The sequence below is a fragment of the Proteiniphilum sp. UBA1028 genome, assembly GCF_002316955.1.
Lineage (GTDB): Bacteria > Bacteroidota > Bacteroidia > Bacteroidales > Dysgonomonadaceae > Proteiniphilum.
In genome coordinates, this window is sequence record NZ_DCEN01000049.1 from 10,553 (window position 1) to 28,756 (window position 18,204).

The window sequence follows — 18,204 nt, forward strand, 5'->3', positions numbered from 1 at the left end:
CTCGCCTGATTGCAAGTATGAAAATGATGATGATGGAACTTGTTTACTTTCATTTTTATCGTATAGTTGGTGCAAAGATAATGGATTTATTTTAAATGTTGTGTGGAATGACAGTTTTTTTTATTCAGGGTTTGCGGAAATTGTTTTTTCTCCCGGGGGAGGGGCGGCCCTGAATTGGACGAAGGGATTCCCATACTATATTTTTGTTTGTGTGATACCAAAAGGAAAAACATGTAAATTTGCGGCAATAAATAAACGTGAAAACAACAAAGATGTGATGACGATTGAAGAGAGGATACATTCTTATGAGATTTTGGCATCTGATAGCCAACGAACGATTAACCGTTTGAAAAAACGAATCTACACACACGGTATTTTCCGGCTGGTGCTTTTTGTCGGATGCTTTTTTGTCATATACGCTTTCGCACAACACTTGTATCTGCTTCTCGCTTCTGTTTTAGTCATAGCGATTGTTTTTGCACTGTCGCTAAAGCGACATAATAAACTGTCGGAACAGAAAGAGTCGGCAGAGTTGTTGTCGCTCATCGCCGAGAATGAGTTAAAAGGATTTCTTCACGATTTCTCGGCCTTTGACGGTGCTCCTGAAAAGATCGATCCCCATCATCCCTTCAGTTTTGATCTGGATCTTTTTGGTGAAAAGTCTGTTTTTCAGCAGGTCAACAGAACCGTGTTGCCTTTGGGAAAAGAAATGTTAGCCGATATTTTTCAGTCTCCCCTGACAAGTAAGGATTGTATTGAGGAAAGACAAGAAGCCGTGAAAGAATTAGCGAAGAAGGAAGAGTTCTGCCTTCTCTTTAGAGTTGCCGGATTAAAAGCATCCCGCGACGATAGGGAGGAAGGAAACTTTCCCCCGGTCTTGTACGGAAGGGACGGGGCGGACTTGCGTGACGACAAAAAGTCAATCGGTCATCTGTTTTGGAAACTTGCCGTATGGATAGTTCCCTTTTCGTATCTTATTTTTGTGATTTTATGGCTTGTTGGAATTGTTCCGGGAAACTTGTTCTTCCATCTTTATTTTCTGACGTTGGTACTCTCCCTGATACCCATAAAAAAGGCGAGATCCATCGGGCTGCTCTTCGATAAAAAATCGAAAACCCTGAATGCTTACGCCGGCTTGCTGAAATTGCTGGAACAGGAAAAGCCGGAAGCACCCTCCTTAAAGTCGCTTCGGAAAAAGCTTGCGTGTAAGGCCAAACGAGCATCGGATGTGGTTGAGGAACTAGCACACTATACCCGCAGCCTGGACGTGGGATTTACTCTTGCCATGCTAATCCTGAACCCCGTATTCCTTTGGACTACGCGTTACGCATTAAAAATTGAGAACTGGATGAAAACCTATGGCGGTGATATCAAAACATGGTTTTCTGTCTTGGCGGAGATGGATGCACTGATATCATTGGGTACTTTTGCCATCAATCATCCCGATTACGCCTATCCGGAGATTGCCGATAGCTACTGCTTCCGGGGGGAAGGATTGGGGCACCCGCTTATATCGCGCGAGAAATGCGTAAAGAACGATATCGATATTTCCCGTAAACCGTTTTTTATGATTATCACCGGAGCCAACATGGCGGGTAAGAGCACCTACCTGAGAACGATTGGCGTGAATCATCTGCTGGCATCGGTGGGCTTGCCCGCTTGCGCAAATAAAATGAGGTTTTATCCGGGTAGGTTATTGACCAACCTCAGAACTTCAGACTCGTTGGTAAACAGCGAATCCTATTTCTTTGCTGAACTCAAGCGGCTGAAGATGATCATAGACCGGCTGGAGGCCGGTGAGGCTGGCATCTTTATCATTCTGGACGAGATTTTGAAAGGAACCAATTCCGAAGACAAACAGAAGGGGTCGCTGGCCCTGATGAAACGATTGGTAAGGCTTGGGGGAAATGGCATCATTGCCACACACGACCTGGCATTGGGCAACCTGGAAGATGAGTTTCCGCAGGAGATTGGAAATTGGCATTTTGATGCCCGCATTCAGGAAGATACGCTGACCTTTACCTATAGACTTCAGGAGGGGATTGCGCAAAATATGAATGCCAGTTTTTTAATGAGAAAAATGGGGATCACGGAATAAACAGGGCACTCAAAAATTATCAAAAACAACAGAAAAGCAACGTTCTTTGTGACCGCATGGCGATTTTTTATGTAGATTTGCATCCGATGAAAGAAAAGCTGTATATATCTCTTCTGGCGACGATACTATGCATCACGGCTGCCTACCCGCAGGCCCGGATTATTATGCCCGACTCGTCGCAGATAGCCACTCATCCCGACTCGCTGAAGCCGTCGCCGCGACAGACTCAGCTCGATCATTTGATTCACGATCACGGGGCTGAGGCCGACTCGCTGAGGGCACTGGCACAAATGACTCTCTGGCGGCTGGATGCCCGCACGGGTAACCGTCTTCCGGCCGAGTCGGATACGCTGCTGCACAACTACCAGCAGACCACTCTCCCCGACGGCCAGTCGGTGGCCATGGGGTTCCTGGCGCCGCTGGGATCGCCGTCGATCTCAAAGATTTTTTACGACCGGGGAGAAACCGAGACTTTTGTTTTCAACAATGCCTATACGCATTATCTGAGAGATCCGGAGAAGCTGTTGTTTGTCAACACACGCATCCCTTATTCCCGCATCAACTATCAGCGTGCCGGGCCCAAACAGACCCGGGAGGAGCGGCTCGAGGCAAGGCTCACCTCCAACTTCGGGAAAAAGCTGAATGTGGGAATGGATGTGGATCTGATCAACGCTCGCGGCTTCTATGCCTCCCAGTCGGTGAAGCATAGCAACTTCTCTCTCTTTGGGAATTACATCTCCGACAGGATTGAAGCACATGCATTCATGAACCTGGGGTCGCTGGCCAATTTTGAAAACGGCGGCATCACCGACGAACAGTTCATTACCGATCCCGATGCAATAGAGCAGAGTTTTACCTCGAACGATATCCCCGTTAAATTTACCAAGACCTGGAACTCCTTGCGCAATAACCGTTATTTTTTGTCCGGACGATACAACCTGGGGTACAGAGAGATTCCCGGTGATTCGCTGCACAAGGGGCCGGGTACGTTCGTTCCGGTGGCAAGCATCGGATTTTCAACGCAATACACACAGCAACATCGCCGATTCCTGTCGTACGATACAGCCTACGTGGATGTAGACGGGGGGCGGATGCAGTATATCGACCAGTTTTACGACAACCGCTACTACGAAGGGGCGGTGGACGACAGCATCCGGTATACCTCCTTCAAGAACAGCGTTTCCCTTAGCCTGCGCGAAGGCTTCAGGGATTGGGTGAAGTTTGGGCTGACCGCTTTTCTGGAGTACGACCTGCGTAACTATACCCAACGGGACAGCGTTGGCCCCGGATACAATCAGCACCGGGAGAGTGCCGTCACTGTGGGGGGCGTACTCAACAAGCAACAGGGGGACAACCTGTTGTTCAACATCCGTGCCGACCTGGGCCTGCTGGGGGTGAACCTGGGAGAGTTCAGGGCGATGGGTGATGTGGAGACCGGCTTCGATATTGCAGGTCGACGCACCACGCTGTCGGCGGAGGCTTACATCAAAAACCTGCGACCGAAATATCTGCAGGATCATTACTTTTCCAAGTATTTCCGGTGGGATCGCGATTTTGGGGATATACGCAGGGTATATCTGGGCGGAAAACTGCATATCCCGTTTACAAATACCACCCTGAGTGCGGGCGTGGAGAATCTGCAGAACTTCATCTACTTTGACCAGGATAAAAACATTGCCCAGGAAAATGGCAACATACAGGTGCTGACAGCACGTGTGGAGCAAAGTCTGCGCCTTGGCATCTTCAACTGGGATAACCAGCTGGTCTATCAGACCTCAAGCAACGAGTCGGTGATTCCGGTGCCTTCGCTCAGCCTCTATTCCAACATGTATCTGAAAACGAAAATTGTGAATGAACTCACCCTGCAGCTGGGTGTGGATGTTCATTACCACACCAAATACCATGCCCCGGGGTATGAACCAGCGCTGCTGCAGTTTTATAACCAGCAGGAAAAGGAGATCGGAAACTATCCCATTGCCACTGCCTATGCAAACATGCACCTGAAGCAGACCCGCTTTTTTGTGATGTTCTACAATCTGGCATCGCAGGTAATTAAGCCACAGGAATATTTTTCACTGCCGGGCTACCCCGTGAACCCTTTCGGACTTAAATTGGGGATCTCGGTGAATCTGCATAATTAATTCTGTTGAAATTGAAGAAACAACTCTTTCTTTATCTTCTGTTGCTTGTTGCTGCCATAGTGGCCATGGTGTGGTTGCGCAACGCGATAAACCGTACGCCAAAGCCTCCCTCGGCTCTGCGTGACTACCGGGAGATCATGGCCTCGGGAGAATTGAACGTGGTGACCGACTACAATTCCATCGGCTATTATGTTTCGGGCGATTCCACGCAGGGGTTTCAACTGGAGATGATGCAGGCGCTTGAAGAAGAATGGGGAGTGAAGGTGCGTCTTACGCTGGAGAATAACCTTGACGAGAATCTGAAAGGGTTGCTGTACCACCGTTATGATCTGGTGGCACGGAATATCCCCGTAAACTCGCAGTTGAAAGACAAGTTCTCTTTTACCAATCCCTTTACGCTGAACAAGCAGGTGCTGGTGCAGCGTAAGGCTGCCTACAACGACAGCATTGAACCCATCCGTCAGCAGCTGAAGCTGGCAAAGAAAACCATCCACGTGGCGAAGGACTCCCCTGCCATTCTGCGGTTGAACAACCTTTCCCACGAAATTGGCGATACCATATTCATCCGGGAGGACCCCACGTACGAGGCGGAACAGCTGGTGATGATGGTGGCGGCGGGTGATATCGATTTCACACTGTGTGACGAAAAAGTGGCTCTGCGCCTGGCGAAAATACTTCCTGAGATTGATGTTGAAACAGACATAAGCTTTACACAATTTGAGTCGTGGGCAGTGCGCAGAGATTCACCGGTGCTGCTGGACAGCCTGAATAGCTGGCTCGACCGGTTCAGGAATACCGAAGCGTTTGCACGCATTTACGACAAGTACTACTAAAGATCGACGGCCGGTTCACGACAAGGAACCGGCCGTCGATCTGTAATTACTCTTTTTTACCGTCTTTTCCGGAGAAATCAGTTACGCCTGCCCTGGCGGTTTGTATCGCGCATTGTTTTCATCCTCTCGTCACGATAGGTTTTCCACTGTGCCATTTTTTCTTTTCCGATGATTTGCTCCAGTTCGGCATCGTTCTCGGCAAGAGTCTTGTTACGCAGCTCCTGCATTTCTGCACGCCGTTTCTCGCGGTCCTGCTGTAACTCGTCTCTTTTTTCGCGTTGCTTGGCAACCTGCTCTGCACGTTTTGCATCCTGCTTTTCAAAGAGAGCCTGAACCTTTGCTGTCTGATCGGCTGTGAGATCAAGTTGTTTTGCCATGCTCTCGGCACGTTCCTTGGCGGTCCATCTCATCTCTGACGCGCGCTGTCCCTGTCTCCCGCTGTTTTGTTGTGCCATCAGAGAGAAGCTCGTTGTGAAAATCACTGCCATGGCCATCAATACTACTCGTTTCATACTGTTAAAATTTAAGAGTGAATAAATATTTGTCGCTGTTTATGACATCCAAAGATAGGGAAATGTTTAAAAGAACAATCGGCAATTAACAATCATTTATCGGGTTTAAACGGCCTTATTTCAGCGGTCTATCCCGTATTGAAGAGTGTTGATGTCGACAAATATCCTCTTCGTCGATAAAAAAGCGGGATTGGTCTATTCCCGGATAATTTTATTTTATTAACGGAATTTTCCCCTTTATTTCTATCTTTGTTGTGGAAGAAAATCGAAGAGCGATGGAGAAAAAATACAAAGCAGACAACGGAATGGGGAATCTTTATTGGGGAATAGCAGCGCTCGTGCTGCTGGGGATGATTGTCTACCGGTATATGCACGCCGAGAGTGTCTTGTCTTACATCCTTTACTTTGGCTTCGCCATTCTCTTTATGTTGTCCACCACAATCAGGAAGTATACCGTCACCGAGCTGAATTTTCTGGAGATACATTTTGTACTCACTCTTTTCGCTAAAAACAGAAGAATCGCCATTGGGGATATGACTGGCTTGAAGAAGATTAAAAAAAATCAGCTTCGTATCGATAAAGTGCGTGGATTTGAGGTACTACGGGTGAAAGCATCGGATATCGATGAGCTGATCGCCGAGCTGAAAGAACGAAATCCCAGGATCGTCATCGCCGACAACGGGGAAGCGTGATCTCCGTGGTTCAGAGCAACTCTTCCCGCGGGTATTTCTCTTCCACCTTACTGAAAAGATAAGAGGCGATTGTTCCCGCGATAAAAAGCACCGCACAAAAGAGAAGGGCACCGCCAAAACTTAATCCTGTGGTGGCAAGCTGCACGGAGGTGAAAGCCGGAAAGACCACGGTGGGAAAGATAGCGAGCGAGGAGCCGATCACCATCCCCAGAATAAAATGGTACATGCCGGAGTAATACCTCTTAAAAAGATAAGAGGCTACCCTCGCAAAGAGAAGGACACACAGCACAAACCCGATGATCAGCGGGATGATGACACCGAAATCAAAATCCTTGATCCCGGTGGCCATCTTGTCGTACAGTCCGAAATAGATGAGGAAGTTGGAAGGGCTCATGCCCGGCACAATCAGCCCCAATCCCATCAGCAGGCCCGACCCCAGCCACACGAAAATATTGGGCGTGACTTCGGTCAGTTGCTGTCCGCCGACCACCATCAGCAGGAAAATAGCGAGTGTGGAAACAAGGAGGATCGCTATATCGGATGCTTTCCGGCCCTTTTTCCCGGCCGTTTTATAGAGGGATGGAAAGGTGCCGGCTACAAAACCGATAAATAGACAGACAAATTGTGCGGCATACCTGCCGAACGCTTTTTCCACCACCACGGCAAACAACACAATGCCGATGGCGGCACCGATGGCCACGGGAAGGAAATAGAGGATGTTCTTTGTAAACCTATGCCGGATGTTGGCAAGGAAACGGATAAGCGGATCGTAGATGCCGAAAATTACGGCCAGTACGCCTCCCGACAGTCCGGGAAGAATAAATCCAATCCCTACAAGCATGCCTTTTACCAAGCGGATGAACCAGTCGGCCACTGGGTTAATATTTTTCTGTTGGTCTGAACCTGTGTTTTCTTGTGCCTCCATTTTCTGTTTTTTTGCACGGCAAAGATACAACTTTTATCAAACCGGCATATCATGGAAGGGGAATTGTGCCTGCGAAACATCGGAACAGGACCAGTACTGCCGGAAAAGGGAGATGATGGAGAGCTTCATACTGCAAAATAGGACTCCAGTTCTTTCAGCGTGTTCTCGCCGGTGCGGATGTCATTCACCACCAGTCCCTTCTCGAGTACCACGATGCGCTCGCACACCTCAGTCACATGATTGAGGTCGTGGCTGGAGATCAGCATGGTCATGTTCCTGCTGTTCTTCAGTTCGTTGAGCATTCGTTTCAGCCGGATCTGCGAGGTTGGGTCCAGCGCGGTAAAGGGTTCGTCGAGGATCAGTATCTGTGGGTCGCCGATCAGCGCCGCGGCGATGCCGGTTTTCTTCTGATTTCCCTTGGAGAGGTCGCGGATCAGCTTGCCGGACCCCAATATTTCTCCGTTGAAGAAATCTTTCATCGACTCAAGAAAGGCGGTCATGTCTCCTTCTGATTTCCGGTAGACCCTGGCCGTGAAGGCAAAGTACTCTTCCGGGGTGAGAAAATCGATTAGAAACCCTTCGTCCAGAAATGATCCGACAATGGATTTCCATCCATCCCGACGAGCCACCCTTTCCCCGTTTATCCGCACCTCTCCCGACGATGCTTCGATCAGGTCGAGGATCAGCCGGAAGAAGGTGGTCTTGCCCGCGCCGTTGTTGCCCACCAACCCAAAGCTTTCGCCATTGTTGATCTGCAGGAATGGGATGTTTAGTACGGTTGTTCCGCCATATACCTTCTTCAGCTGGCTGGCCGAAATGATCCCTTCGGGCCTGGGAGGCTGCAACACCGGGGGAGGGGTGTCGGCATGGGGGATAGAATTGTGTATGTTGTCTTGCATATGTTGATTTATCTTTATTTTAAACTCCTCACTCTCTCTTGCGGAATCCTGCGCAGAGGACATATTTTCTTCGCAGGAACTGTCTTTCGATCACTTTCAGCAGTGGCTCCCGAAACAGGATGCCGGCCAACCCAAGCAGGACGATGATGATCAGCGCGATATGGGTGGCTGAAAAGAGGCCAAAGAGCGTAATCAGCGTGATGGGAATCACCAGCAGGGGGATCATCACGAGGAAATTTTTATAACTTACCCCTTGCATATTCATCGATGAACTTCTGGAAAGATCCAACCGTTTCGTATTGAGGGTGGCACCGAAAAGATAAACGTAGATGTTGACGCCTGCGTTGTAGACAAATGCCACCAGGTGATAGAGAATGATCTGCCTTCCAAACAGGAAGTAGGGTGTGGTGGCAATAAAGGAGGCGACGCAGAGCGCCAGCATCAGATAATAGTTGCCCCGGATATAGGTGAGGGTGTCTATATCCCTGGACATCAGAAAATCGAAATGGGCTCCGTCCCAGTTGATGATCCACTGCCCAAACATCAGCATCCCCGTACCTGTGACGAATATAGCGACAAAGAACAACCATCCCGAATTCTGGTTGTACACCGGGTTGGGATAGAAAATAAGCCCGTAGAACAGGAAGAAGAACGCCATATAAAAGGTGCTCTTTGTCCGCTTGTGACGAAGAACCAGCCTGATCTCGAGCGAGATCAGTTCGCCAATTTTTCCGAAGCGCTCCATAAAGGTGAACCGTTGCGATGTAGCTTCTCGCTGGTTGCTTTGTTTCTCGAACGATTCGGGATAGTAGTTGCGGGCGAAAAAGAGCTTGTTGAGTGCGACCGAAAGTGCACAGGGAAGCAATGCGGCAATCCACGCAAAAGGTGCTTCGGCAAGAAAACCAAATAGTTGCTGCGACAGTGTAAACAGAGAGAAGAGCCTGAAATACTCGAGTGCTGCCAGTCCGCCTCCAAGGACCAGCAACGCGATGCTTCCAAAAATGATGTTGTTATATTTGCGTTTCATCAGCGGTGCCAGCAAGGTGTTGTTCCAAATAAGGAAGACGACAATCAACACAAAACGGAAGGCACCTGCCGTGCCGTACGTAGGAGCGACACCCGTGATGGCAAAAGGAATGGCCAGGCAGAGAAGGATATAGTTTGTCGGGTTAAACAGTGGTTTTAAAATCAGGTAGTTGACCAGCACTGATCTTTTGACCGGCAGCACCTGGTAGCACTCCAGGTTCAGCCTGTTTAACGGTTGCATCAGATAGCGTATGATCAGCAGGAAAATCGTGGCATAGATCATGATGCCGTTGAAGGTTACAGCAGCATCGGAGTGAGGAGCCAACTCCTGCAGTATCCTCGGCAGCATGAAGCCCGTCATCACAAGTATTGCCAGCAAATAAAGGGCTGAGATGCCAACGAGGATATTGACGATCAGGTTTTTGTGATACCCTGGCGAACGGAAGCTTTTCAGCAGGTAATGCCGGAACAGTGTTGTATACATGGGACATGCATGAAGAGTTTATTTCTTGCCGAAGAGAGCACCCAGCAGGCTGCGGGTAATGGTTCTGCCCAGCTGGTTGCTGATCTGACGAGTGGTGCTGCGCCCTACCTGCGTGAGGATTTCGCCCAGGACACCCTGGTCGGCCTTTCGTTGCCTTTCAGCGGCGCGCTTTGCCCTCTCTGCCTCCAGGGCAGCTTTTTGCGCTTCTTTTTGCTGGCGGATGCGCTCTTTCTCGGCTGCCGCCTGTTGGCGTTCCTCTTCGAGCAGCTCCTGCCTTTGTGACAGAATCTCGTAGGCCGACTCCCGGTCGACCAGTTTCTCGTAGACCCCATAAATGAGCGAACTGCGCATCAGCTGGTCTCTCTCGCCCACCGTAAGGGGGCCTATCTGTCCCTGAGGGGGGAGGATGTTGGCTCGTTCCACCATCTGCGGAGCCCCTTTCTCGTCGAGAAACGACACCAGGGCCTCTCCCGTGTTAAGCTGGGTGATGGCTTCTTCGGTGTTGAATTTTGGATTGGGGCGAAACGTGTTGGCCGCCACCTTTACCGCTTTCTGATCGTTGGGGGTATAGGCGCGCAGGGCGTGCTGCACCCTGTTGCCGAGCTGACCGAGGATGCTCTCGGGTATGTCTGCGGGGTTCTGCGTGCAGAAGTAAACACCCACCCCCTTGGAGCGGATGAGGCGTACAATCTGCTCCACCTTCTCGAGCAACGCGCCGGGCATATCGTTGAACAACAGATGGGCCTCGTCGAAGAAGAAGACCAGCTTCGGCTTATCCATGTCGCCCACCTCGGGAAGTGTCTCGTAAAGGTCGTCCAGCAGCCACAACAAAAAGGTGGTGTAGACGCGGGGTGAGTTCATCAACTTATCGGCAGCCAGAATGTTGATCACACCCTTGCCCTGTTCCGTTTGTATGAAGTCGGTAATCTCCAGATCAGGTTCGCCAAAGAACTTGTCGGCTCCTTCGCTTTCCAGACGCATCAGCCCGCGCTGAATGGCGCCAATGCTGGCGGGAGAAATATTGCCGTAGCGGGTGGTAAATTGTGCGCGGTTATCGCCAATATATTGTAGCATTTTCTGCAGGTCTTTCAGGTCGATCAGCAACAGGCCGTTGTCGTCGGCAATCCTGAAAGCCATCGTCAGGATGGCTCCCTGTGTCTCGTTCAGGTCGAGCAGCCGTTCCAGCAACAGCGGCCCCATGGAGGTGACGGTGGTGCGCACCGGATGTCCCTGCTCACCAAATACATCCCAGAAGCGCACCGGGAAGGCCTTGTATTCAAACCCTTTCTCTTTCAGGTTGTAACCATCCACCCGCTTGTTTACGCTCTCCTTGTTTCCGCCAATTTTGGCCACGCCGGAGAGATCGCCTTTCATGTCGGCGGCGAAGACGGGCACGCCCATTTCACTGAATGTCTCGGATAGTGTCTGGAGGGTAACCGTCTTTCCGGTTCCCGTAGCACCGGTGATAAGGCCGTGGCGGTTCGCCATCCTGGGGATCAGGCATACTTCTGCTTCTGCGCTGATAGCGATAAATGCACGTTTGTTATTGTCAAACATAGGCGAGAGATGTTGGTTTATCAATCGAACAAAGTTACATAAATATTCCAAATGAGTGAATGGAAAGGGAATATTGTGTTAATTATTTCTGCAAAAAAAAAATATACCTTATCTTTACTGTTTTAAGCCTGTTTTTAGTACTTAGTACTCTTTAATTTATCTGTCTATGAAACGAACATGTCCCGCAATTTCCCGCAAGGAGCCGGTTGTTGCAAAGAATCCATTGCTATGTGCGTCACTGATCCTGTTATTGTTCCTGATGATGAATGCTTCTGCGTATGCGCGGCAGAGAAAGGAGATCTCACACTATCTGTTTCCGGAGTTTGTGCAAGGGAAAGTATTGATGAAAAACGGCCAGGAGAACCCGGCGCTGCTCAATTTTAATGCTGCAACCGAGGAGATGGTATTCAACCAGAACGGCCAGGTGCTTGCCTTGTCAGAACCTTCACTCAGCCAGATTGATACCGTGTACATAAGCGGCAGAAAGTTTGTCCTCTACAAAAAAAAGTTTGTCGAAGTGCTTCATCGGGACGGCTATCTGCTCTGTGCACAATACAAGTGCCGGATAATTCCTCCCGGAAAACCGGCCGGATATGGAGGAACGTCGCAGACATCATCTGTAGACAGCTACTCCAGCTGGTCCAGTGGCGGAAGATTTTATGAGCTGCAGCTTCCAGACGATTTCGAAGTAAAACCCTATACAATATACATCCTGGATAACGGGGCGGGCTGGAAAGAGATCAAATTGATGAGACAATTGAAAAGTTTGTATAAAAAGAACAAACAGCAATACGATCAGTACATTGCCGATCATAAGGTTGAGTTTGAAGATCAGGATGCCATTGCGCAACTGATTCATTTCATGGAGACAACAAATAAAAAACAATAAAATAACATGAAGCAGTTCATCATCCTTCTTTTTGCCTTCCTGTTGGCCACTGCCGGAATAACGGCACAACAGCGCTACAATCCGTCGGAAGAAAATCTGAATAACCGGGAGGCGTTTCAGGATATGAAGTTCGGCGTTTTTATCCACTGGGGTATCTACAGCATGATGGCCGACGGAGAGTGGATCATGAACAACAAAAACATTGACCACAGGGAGTATGCCACCCTGGCAGACGGCTTTTACCCTTCCAGATTCAATGCCGCCACGTGGGTGTCACACGTGAAAGCTTCCGGAGCGAAGTATATCTGTATCACCACACGCCACCACGATGGCTTCTCCATGTTCGGCACGAAGCAATCACCCTACAACATCGTGGATGCCACTCCCTTTAGGCGGGATGTCATCGGAGAGCTGGCCGATGAATGCCGCAGGCAGGGAATAAGACTGCATTTTTACTATTCGCTGCTCGACTGGGCCAGGGCCGACTATTATCCGATTGGCAGAACAGGAAAAGGGGTCGGACGCACAGAACAGGGCGATTGGGAGAGTTATCACCGGTTCATGCTGAATCAGCTCACGGAGCTGCTGACAAACTACGGGGAGGTCGGCGCAATCTGGTTCGACGGGAAGTGGGATCAGCCGGACCACTTCGACTGGCGCCTGAGGGAGATCTACGATCATATTCACCGGATTCAGCCGGGCTGCCTGATCATCAACAATCATCATATAGCGCCCCTGGAGGGGGAGGATGGCCAGACCTTCGAAAAGGATCTGCCGGGACAAAATCAGTCCGGCTATTCCGGCACCGCAACCATTGGCCAGCTGCCTCTGGAGACCTGCGAGACCATGAATCGTTCCTGGGGATACAACATCACCGACAAAAATTACAAATCGGAGAAGGAGCTGATCCATTACCTGGTGAAGGCTGCGGGAAACAATGCCAACCTGCTGATGAACGTGGGGCCCCGGCCCGACGGTACGTTTCCCGATATTGCCGTGCAGCGCTACAATGCCATGGGAGAGTGGCTCAAAACGTACGGCGAGACTGTGTACGGGACTCGTGGCGGTGATATTGGTCCGCGTGACTGGGGGGTGACCACCCGGAAAGGGAACAGGCTCTTTGTGCATATCCTGAACCTGAAGGATGATGCACTCTACCTGCCCATAGAGGCCAAGCAGGTTAAGGCTGTGCATTTTTTCGCCGGCAGGAAACCGGTAAAAATTACCAGAGCTGCCGATGGCATTGTGTTACAGCTGGAACGGATTCCCGATGAGACGGATTGTGTGGTGGAGGTGGAAATGAGGTAGAACGCACTTTTACAGGTTGATGCAAACTGCAAAAGTGAGCGCCAGCAGAAGCCCCGAAAGTGAGGTGGTCTTCAGATATGGATCCAGTTGGTGATCGCTCTTGTCTCTTATGTCGTTGAGGATTTTGAAGGGAATGATAAACACGAGGAGATACAGGTACCGGTACCAGGGAGCGGACTCGAAAAGGATATTGTACCCGGCAAGGCAGAGAAAGGAGACGATGGTCATCGCCGCATGATATTTTTTTGCTGCGGGCAGTCCCAGCCTGACGGCAAAAGTAATCTTCCCGGATGCCCTGTCGTTCTCAATGTCACGCATGTTGTTGATATTGAGGATCATCGAGCTGATCAGCCCCAGGCTTATTGAGGGCAACACGGGTTGAAAACCAACGGTGTGGGTGTGCAGGAAGTAGGTGCCGATGACCGGCACAGGCCCGAAAAAGAAAAAGGCAAAGAAGTCGCCCCAGCCTTTGTATCCGTAAGCCTTTTTCCCGATGGTGTAAAACAGCGCAGCGAGGATACACAATGCTCCGAGCCCGATGAGGACTCCTGCGGAAAGGCCGTCTCTGAAAGCCTCTTCGTGGAGAACCAGTGTCAGTCCTGCTGCCACACAGATTGCCACAAAAACAACAATGGCCCCTTTCATCTCCCGGGGGGAGATGTTGCCGCTTTGCAGGGCGCGGGAAGGGCCCTGCCGGCGGCCGGTGATATCGGTTCCTTTCTGGTAGTCGCCGAGATCGTTGGCCAGATTGGCCAGTATCTGTATGGACACGGCGAGCAAGGTGGCTAGGAGGAGCGTGGAGGAGCTGAACAGGCCTTCGTGCCAGGCCAGCCCGCTTCCCAGGACGACCGTCGCCACAGCCAGAAAGAGTGTCCGCAGGCGAAAGGCGGTGATCCACTGTTTGATTGTTGCCATCAGCCTGTAGGGAGATTAATACGCCCGGGCAAAAATGACCCGTTGCGCCGACGGTTTTCCCGTCACCATGCATTTGCCGGGTGTCTTGTCGCCCTCCAGCGGAATGCAGCGGATGGTGGCCTTGGTCTCCTCCTTGATCAGCGCTTCTGTTTCCGGGGTGCCATCCCAGTGGCACAGCAGGAATCCTCCTTTTTCGATCTCCTCCTTGAACTCTTCGTAGGAATTCACTTCGCGGGTTTGGGCAGCGCGGAAATTGGCTGCCTTTTTGTAGATGTTCTCCTGAATCTCCTCCAGAAGCGCCTTGACATGTTGCTCGATGCCTTCGCACGACACGGTCTCTTTGGTCAGCGTGTCGCGGCGGGCCACCTCGATGGTGTTGTTTTCGAGGTCACGTCCGCCCATGGCGAGCCGTACCGGCACACCCTTGAGTTCGTATTCCGAGAATTTCCAGCCCGGCTTCTTGTTGTCGGCGTTGTCGTATTTCACGCTGATGCCGAGGGATTTTAACCGTTCTATGATTCCAGCCACTTTCTCGTTGATCTGCTGCAACTGTTCGGCATTTTTGTAGATCGGCACAATCACCACCTGATAGGGGGCCAGTTTGGGAGGCAGCACGAGGCCATTGTCGTCGGAATGTGACATGATCAGTGCACCGATCAACCGTGTGGAAACACCCCAGGAGGTCGCCCACACGTAATCGCGCTTTCCGTTCTGATCGGAAAACTGTACGTCGAATGCTTTGGCAAAATTCTGACCGAGGAAGTGCGACGTGCCCGATTGCAATGCTTTGCCATCCTGCATCATCGCCTCAATGGTGTAGGTGTCGAGGGCACCGGCAAAGCGTTCGGACTCCGACTTGAATCCCTTTACGACCGGCATGGCCATATATTTTTCTGCAAATTCCGCATATACATTGATCATCCTTTCGGCTTCCTCCACCGCCTCTTCTTTGGTGGCGTGTGCCGTATGGCCTTCCTGCCAGAGGAACTCGGCCGTGCGGAGGAACAGCCGGGTACGCATCTCCCAACGCACCACATTCGCCCACTGGTTGATGAGCAAGGGCAGGTCGCGGTAGGATTGTATCCAGTTTTTGTATGTACTCCAGATGATTGTTTCGGAGGTGGGGCGCACCACAAGCTCTTCCTCGAGCTTTGCTTCGGGATCGACCACCACACCACTGCCGTCGGACGCATTTTTTAACCGGTAGTGGGTCACCACGGCGCACTCCTTGGCAAAGCCTTCCACATGGTCGGCCTCGCGGCTCAGGTACGACTTCGGGATAAATAACGGAAAGTATGCGTTCATGTGACCCGTTTCCTTGAACATGTCGTCCAGTTGACGTTGCATCTTTTCCCAGATTGCATACCCGTAGGGTTTGATCACCATACAGCCTCTCACGGCCGAGTTTTCGGCCAGGTCGGCTTTGATCACCACGTCAAGGTACCACTGTGAATAGTCCTTGCTGCGGGGAGTGATCTCCTTCAATTCTTTTGCCATTATTGTGTGAATTCTGTTTTTTGTTTGTGGGTGCAAAGATAATACCAACTGAGTGATTTTACCCCATCAATGTGGGAGATTTTTTTCACCTGCCGGCCGTCATTGACAGATACAAAGCCTGTAACAACCGTCTGCAATCATTTCCCCATTTCCGCCATTGTTGTCCGTTGCATCTCCCTGTGATTGTTCTTTCGTGGCCTGAAAAACCCCCTTTTGGGGGTGTTTTTTACACATTCCGTGAGGTAATTTTGTTTTTCATAATCTTAAAAAGTGTGAACCGCGGTGAGCGGCTAAGCTATATCCATACTGGAGCGCGTGAGTGCGCAGATTGTATTGTCGCAAGATTTATTTATTAAAAAGGCAGATCATGAAAAAAGTACTTATCCTGTTGGGTTTTTGCCTGTTGTTTACTACGCAGGCCGATGCACAGAAATGGCTGAACAAACTGGGCAATGCGGCCAAGGAGGCCGCAAAGAATACCGTGGAGAGACGGGTGGAGCAGAAGTCGGAAGAGGTGACCGGGAAAGCGCTGGATAAAGCGGAAGAGTCGGTGACGAACGATAGCAAAAAGAAAAAAACGACACCGGGCGACGAAGAGGAGGGGGAAGCCATCATGGAGGATCGTAGGGAAAGCAGCTCCGGGAATAGTTCACAAGGTACAGCACAAGGCACCCCGCAAAAATTGGCAGGCACCAGTCAGTATGATTTTGTGCCGGGCGACAAAATCATCTTTTTTGACGATTTCTCCCAGGATGCAGTCGGTGACTTTCCGGCTCTTTGGACGACGAACGGCAGTGGTGAGGTGAAGACGGTGAATATCGCCCCGGGAAAGTGGTTCCACATGAACGGGGAGGATGCGGTATACTGCTACACACGGTCGCTGGATTTACCCGATAACTTTATCGTGGAGTTCGATGTTATTCCCGACGAAGAATACCGATATGGGATCCAATTCACGCTCTACCAGGACAAAACTGAAGAAGCGAAAGAGTTGAACGACGACCTGTATCCCGGTGAGTCGGGATTGCATGTCGACCTGGGATACGACAATTGGAATACCAAGGGCTACAAGGATACGGAGGACTGGATTACCGGTCAGGCGACCAGAAACCCCGTGATCCGGGAAAAGGAGAACCATGTGATCATCTGGGTACAGAAGCGAAGGGTACGCATCTATCATCAGAATGCGAAAGTACTGGATATGCCCACCAACATCTATCCCGGTGTGAAGTTCAACCGCATGCGTTTTTCGGGATGGGACCGATACAGCGCGCCGTATGTGACGAACCTGAAGATCACCACAGCATCGCCCGACACGCGCAGCAAGCTGATTACCGAAGGGAAGCTGGTCACCTACGGCATCACCTTCGATGTGAACAAGGCGGATGTAAAACCCGAATCGTACGGGACACTGAAGAGCATCGCCGATGTGTTAAAGGAAAATGGACCGGTAAGAGTTAAAATTGTCGGGCATACCGACAGCGATGGAGATGATGCCAAAAACATGGAACTATCGCAACGCCGTGCCCAATCGGTAAAGAGTGAGCTGGTCAGCAAGTTCGGGATCGACGCTTCGCGGATGGAGACGGAAGGAGCGGGCGAAACCACTCCCGTTGCCCCCAATGATACACCGGCTAACAAAGCGTTGAACCGCAGGGTTGAATTTGTGAAGCAGTGAGTGCAAAATCAAACTTGTTTGAATTTTGCCGAGTCGTGAAACAAATCAACGGAGTTAATTTGTGAAACTCTGAAAAATAAAAAGCAAAATCATGAAAAGAATTACCATTGTTATCCTATGCCAACTGATACTCTTTTGCTCTTTTGCAGTAGATATGTCTGATACAGTCAAGGCTGTTGCCCCGAATGATCCGAAACAATTTCTCCCGGACCTGAACATCCTCATGAACCAGCTGAACCAAACTCCCGACCTGCAGCAGATGTTGGGAGATTTCCAGCATGCAGGTGAGTTGTTGGAGCAGTACCAGGGAAATGCGCAGGCCTATGTATTCGACGTGCCTGCGGAGCTGCTCCAGATTCTTCCTGAAGGCTGCCGAACACTGGGTAGAGCAAGCTGTGTCTTCTATCCTCTTTTTGCAGGAATTCAGTTTGACACCTTAACCGGAAGGAACGACGGTAAGGGTTACAATTTCACCATCGTTCTTACTATGTATGACTCAGAGAGTCAGAATGAAGAGGTTACGGGACGAACGGAATTGGAGAAGATGGCATTGGAGATGAAGCTCGAGAGCATAAGGAAAGGGCTACATCCAGTGCATGACGAGAAACTGGCGGATATAAAAACCCGGGAGTGGGGAGCTGGCGGAAGCTACAAGTATATGGCAAAATGGGACGATAAGGAGCTCGTGCGCTACTCCAGCTACTATACAGGCCGGGTGAAGGATGTCTTTTTCACCCTGGAAGCAGATGG

Annotated in this window: 15 protein-coding genes; 8 read left to right on the top strand and 7 right to left on the bottom strand. The window is 50.4% G+C overall.

The genetic code is table 11. The features are described from left to right. The first annotated feature begins 346 nt into the window (after positions 1–346). The 3 genes from B3Z75_RS08445 (at position 347) to B3Z75_RS08455 (ending at position 5,072) form a co-directional block, all read left to right on the top strand. Positions 347–2,098: a MutS-related protein gene (locus B3Z75_RS08445; protein ID WP_294070100.1), complete on the top strand. Its 1,752-nt coding sequence runs from the start codon at positions 347–349 to the stop codon at positions 2,096–2,098. Between the two features lie 86 nt (positions 2,099–2,184). Continuing rightward, positions 2,185–4,239, top strand: coding sequence for a putative porin (locus B3Z75_RS08450; RefSeq protein WP_294070103.1), 2,055 nt, complete (start codon positions 2,185–2,187; stop codon positions 4,237–4,239). A gap of 5 nt (positions 4,240–4,244) precedes the next feature. Further along, a complete protein-coding gene (locus tag B3Z75_RS08455; RefSeq protein WP_294070108.1) occupies positions 4,245–5,072 on the top strand; it encodes a transporter substrate-binding domain-containing protein in 828 nt (275 codons plus the stop codon). A 77-nt stretch (positions 5,073–5,149) separates the two neighbouring features. Here the strand turns inward: B3Z75_RS08455 and B3Z75_RS08460 are convergent, their stop codons facing one another. Next, the gene (locus B3Z75_RS08460) at positions 5,150–5,584 is read right to left on the bottom strand and encodes a hypothetical protein (RefSeq protein WP_294070112.1); all 435 of its coding nucleotides are present in this window, start codon (positions 5,582–5,584) and stop codon (positions 5,150–5,152) included. A 275-nt stretch (positions 5,585–5,859) separates the two neighbouring features. On the opposite strand from B3Z75_RS08460, the gene B3Z75_RS08465 reads away from it, so the two are divergent. Further along, positions 5,860–6,276 carry a hypothetical protein gene (locus tag B3Z75_RS08465; protein ID WP_294070114.1) on the top strand — a complete coding sequence of 139 codons (417 nt, stop codon included), beginning with the start codon at positions 5,860–5,862 and terminating at the stop codon, positions 6,274–6,276. 10 nt (positions 6,277–6,286) lie between these two features. On the opposite strand, the gene B3Z75_RS08470 is transcribed toward B3Z75_RS08465, so the two are convergent. The 4 genes from B3Z75_RS08470 to B3Z75_RS08485 form a co-directional block, all read right to left on the bottom strand. Continuing rightward, positions 6,287–7,201 carry a DUF368 domain-containing protein gene (locus tag B3Z75_RS08470; protein WP_294070118.1) on the bottom strand — a complete coding sequence of 305 codons (915 nt, stop codon included), beginning with the start codon at positions 7,199–7,201 and terminating at the stop codon, positions 6,287–6,289. 125 nt (positions 7,202–7,326) lie between these two features. Continuing rightward, the gene (locus B3Z75_RS08475; RefSeq protein ID WP_294070120.1) at positions 7,327–8,100 is read right to left on the bottom strand and encodes an ABC transporter ATP-binding protein; all 774 of its coding nucleotides are present in this window, start codon (positions 8,098–8,100) and stop codon (positions 7,327–7,329) included. A 28-nt stretch (positions 8,101–8,128) separates the two neighbouring features. Next, entirely contained in the window at positions 8,129–9,610 is a 1,482-nt protein-coding gene (locus B3Z75_RS08480) for a DUF5687 family protein (RefSeq protein ID WP_294070128.1), read from the bottom strand. Positions 9,611–9,628: 18 nt separating this feature from the next. After that, positions 9,629–11,167: a helicase HerA-like domain-containing protein gene (locus B3Z75_RS08485; protein ID WP_294070133.1), complete on the bottom strand. Its 1,539-nt coding sequence runs from the start codon at positions 11,165–11,167 to the stop codon at positions 9,629–9,631. Between the two features lie 166 nt (positions 11,168–11,333). On the opposite strand from B3Z75_RS08485, the gene B3Z75_RS08490 reads away from it, so the two are divergent. Then, a complete protein-coding gene (locus B3Z75_RS08490) occupies positions 11,334–12,056 on the top strand; it encodes a hypothetical protein (protein ID WP_294070138.1) in 723 nt (240 codons plus the stop codon). Positions 12,057–12,062: 6 nt separating this feature from the next. Beyond that, entirely contained in the window at positions 12,063–13,364 is a 1,302-nt protein-coding gene (locus tag B3Z75_RS08495; RefSeq protein WP_294070141.1) for an alpha-L-fucosidase, read from the top strand. Positions 13,365–13,373: 9 nt separating this feature from the next. Here B3Z75_RS08495 and menA read toward each other — a convergent pair whose 3' ends face one another. Both menA and proS read right to left on the bottom strand, forming a co-directional pair. After that, positions 13,374–14,279: a 1,4-dihydroxy-2-naphthoate octaprenyltransferase gene (gene menA, locus B3Z75_RS08500; protein ID WP_294070144.1), complete on the bottom strand. Its 906-nt coding sequence runs from the start codon at positions 14,277–14,279 to the stop codon at positions 13,374–13,376. Between the two features lie 15 nt (positions 14,280–14,294). After that, complete coding sequence (gene proS / locus B3Z75_RS08505) at positions 14,295–15,776, bottom strand: proline--tRNA ligase (protein ID WP_294070147.1); 1,482 nt, start codon at positions 15,774–15,776, stop codon at positions 14,295–14,297. A 367-nt stretch (positions 15,777–16,143) separates the two neighbouring features. Between proS and B3Z75_RS08510 the strand changes: the two genes are divergently transcribed. Both B3Z75_RS08510 and B3Z75_RS08515 read left to right on the top strand, forming a co-directional pair. After that, the gene (locus B3Z75_RS08510) at positions 16,144–17,454 is read left to right on the top strand and encodes an OmpA family protein (protein ID WP_294070150.1); all 1,311 of its coding nucleotides are present in this window, start codon (positions 16,144–16,146) and stop codon (positions 17,452–17,454) included. Between the two features lie 91 nt (positions 17,455–17,545). Beyond that, on the top strand, positions 17,546–18,204 hold a 659-nt coding region (locus B3Z75_RS08515), incomplete at its 3' end, for a hypothetical protein (RefSeq protein ID WP_294070152.1).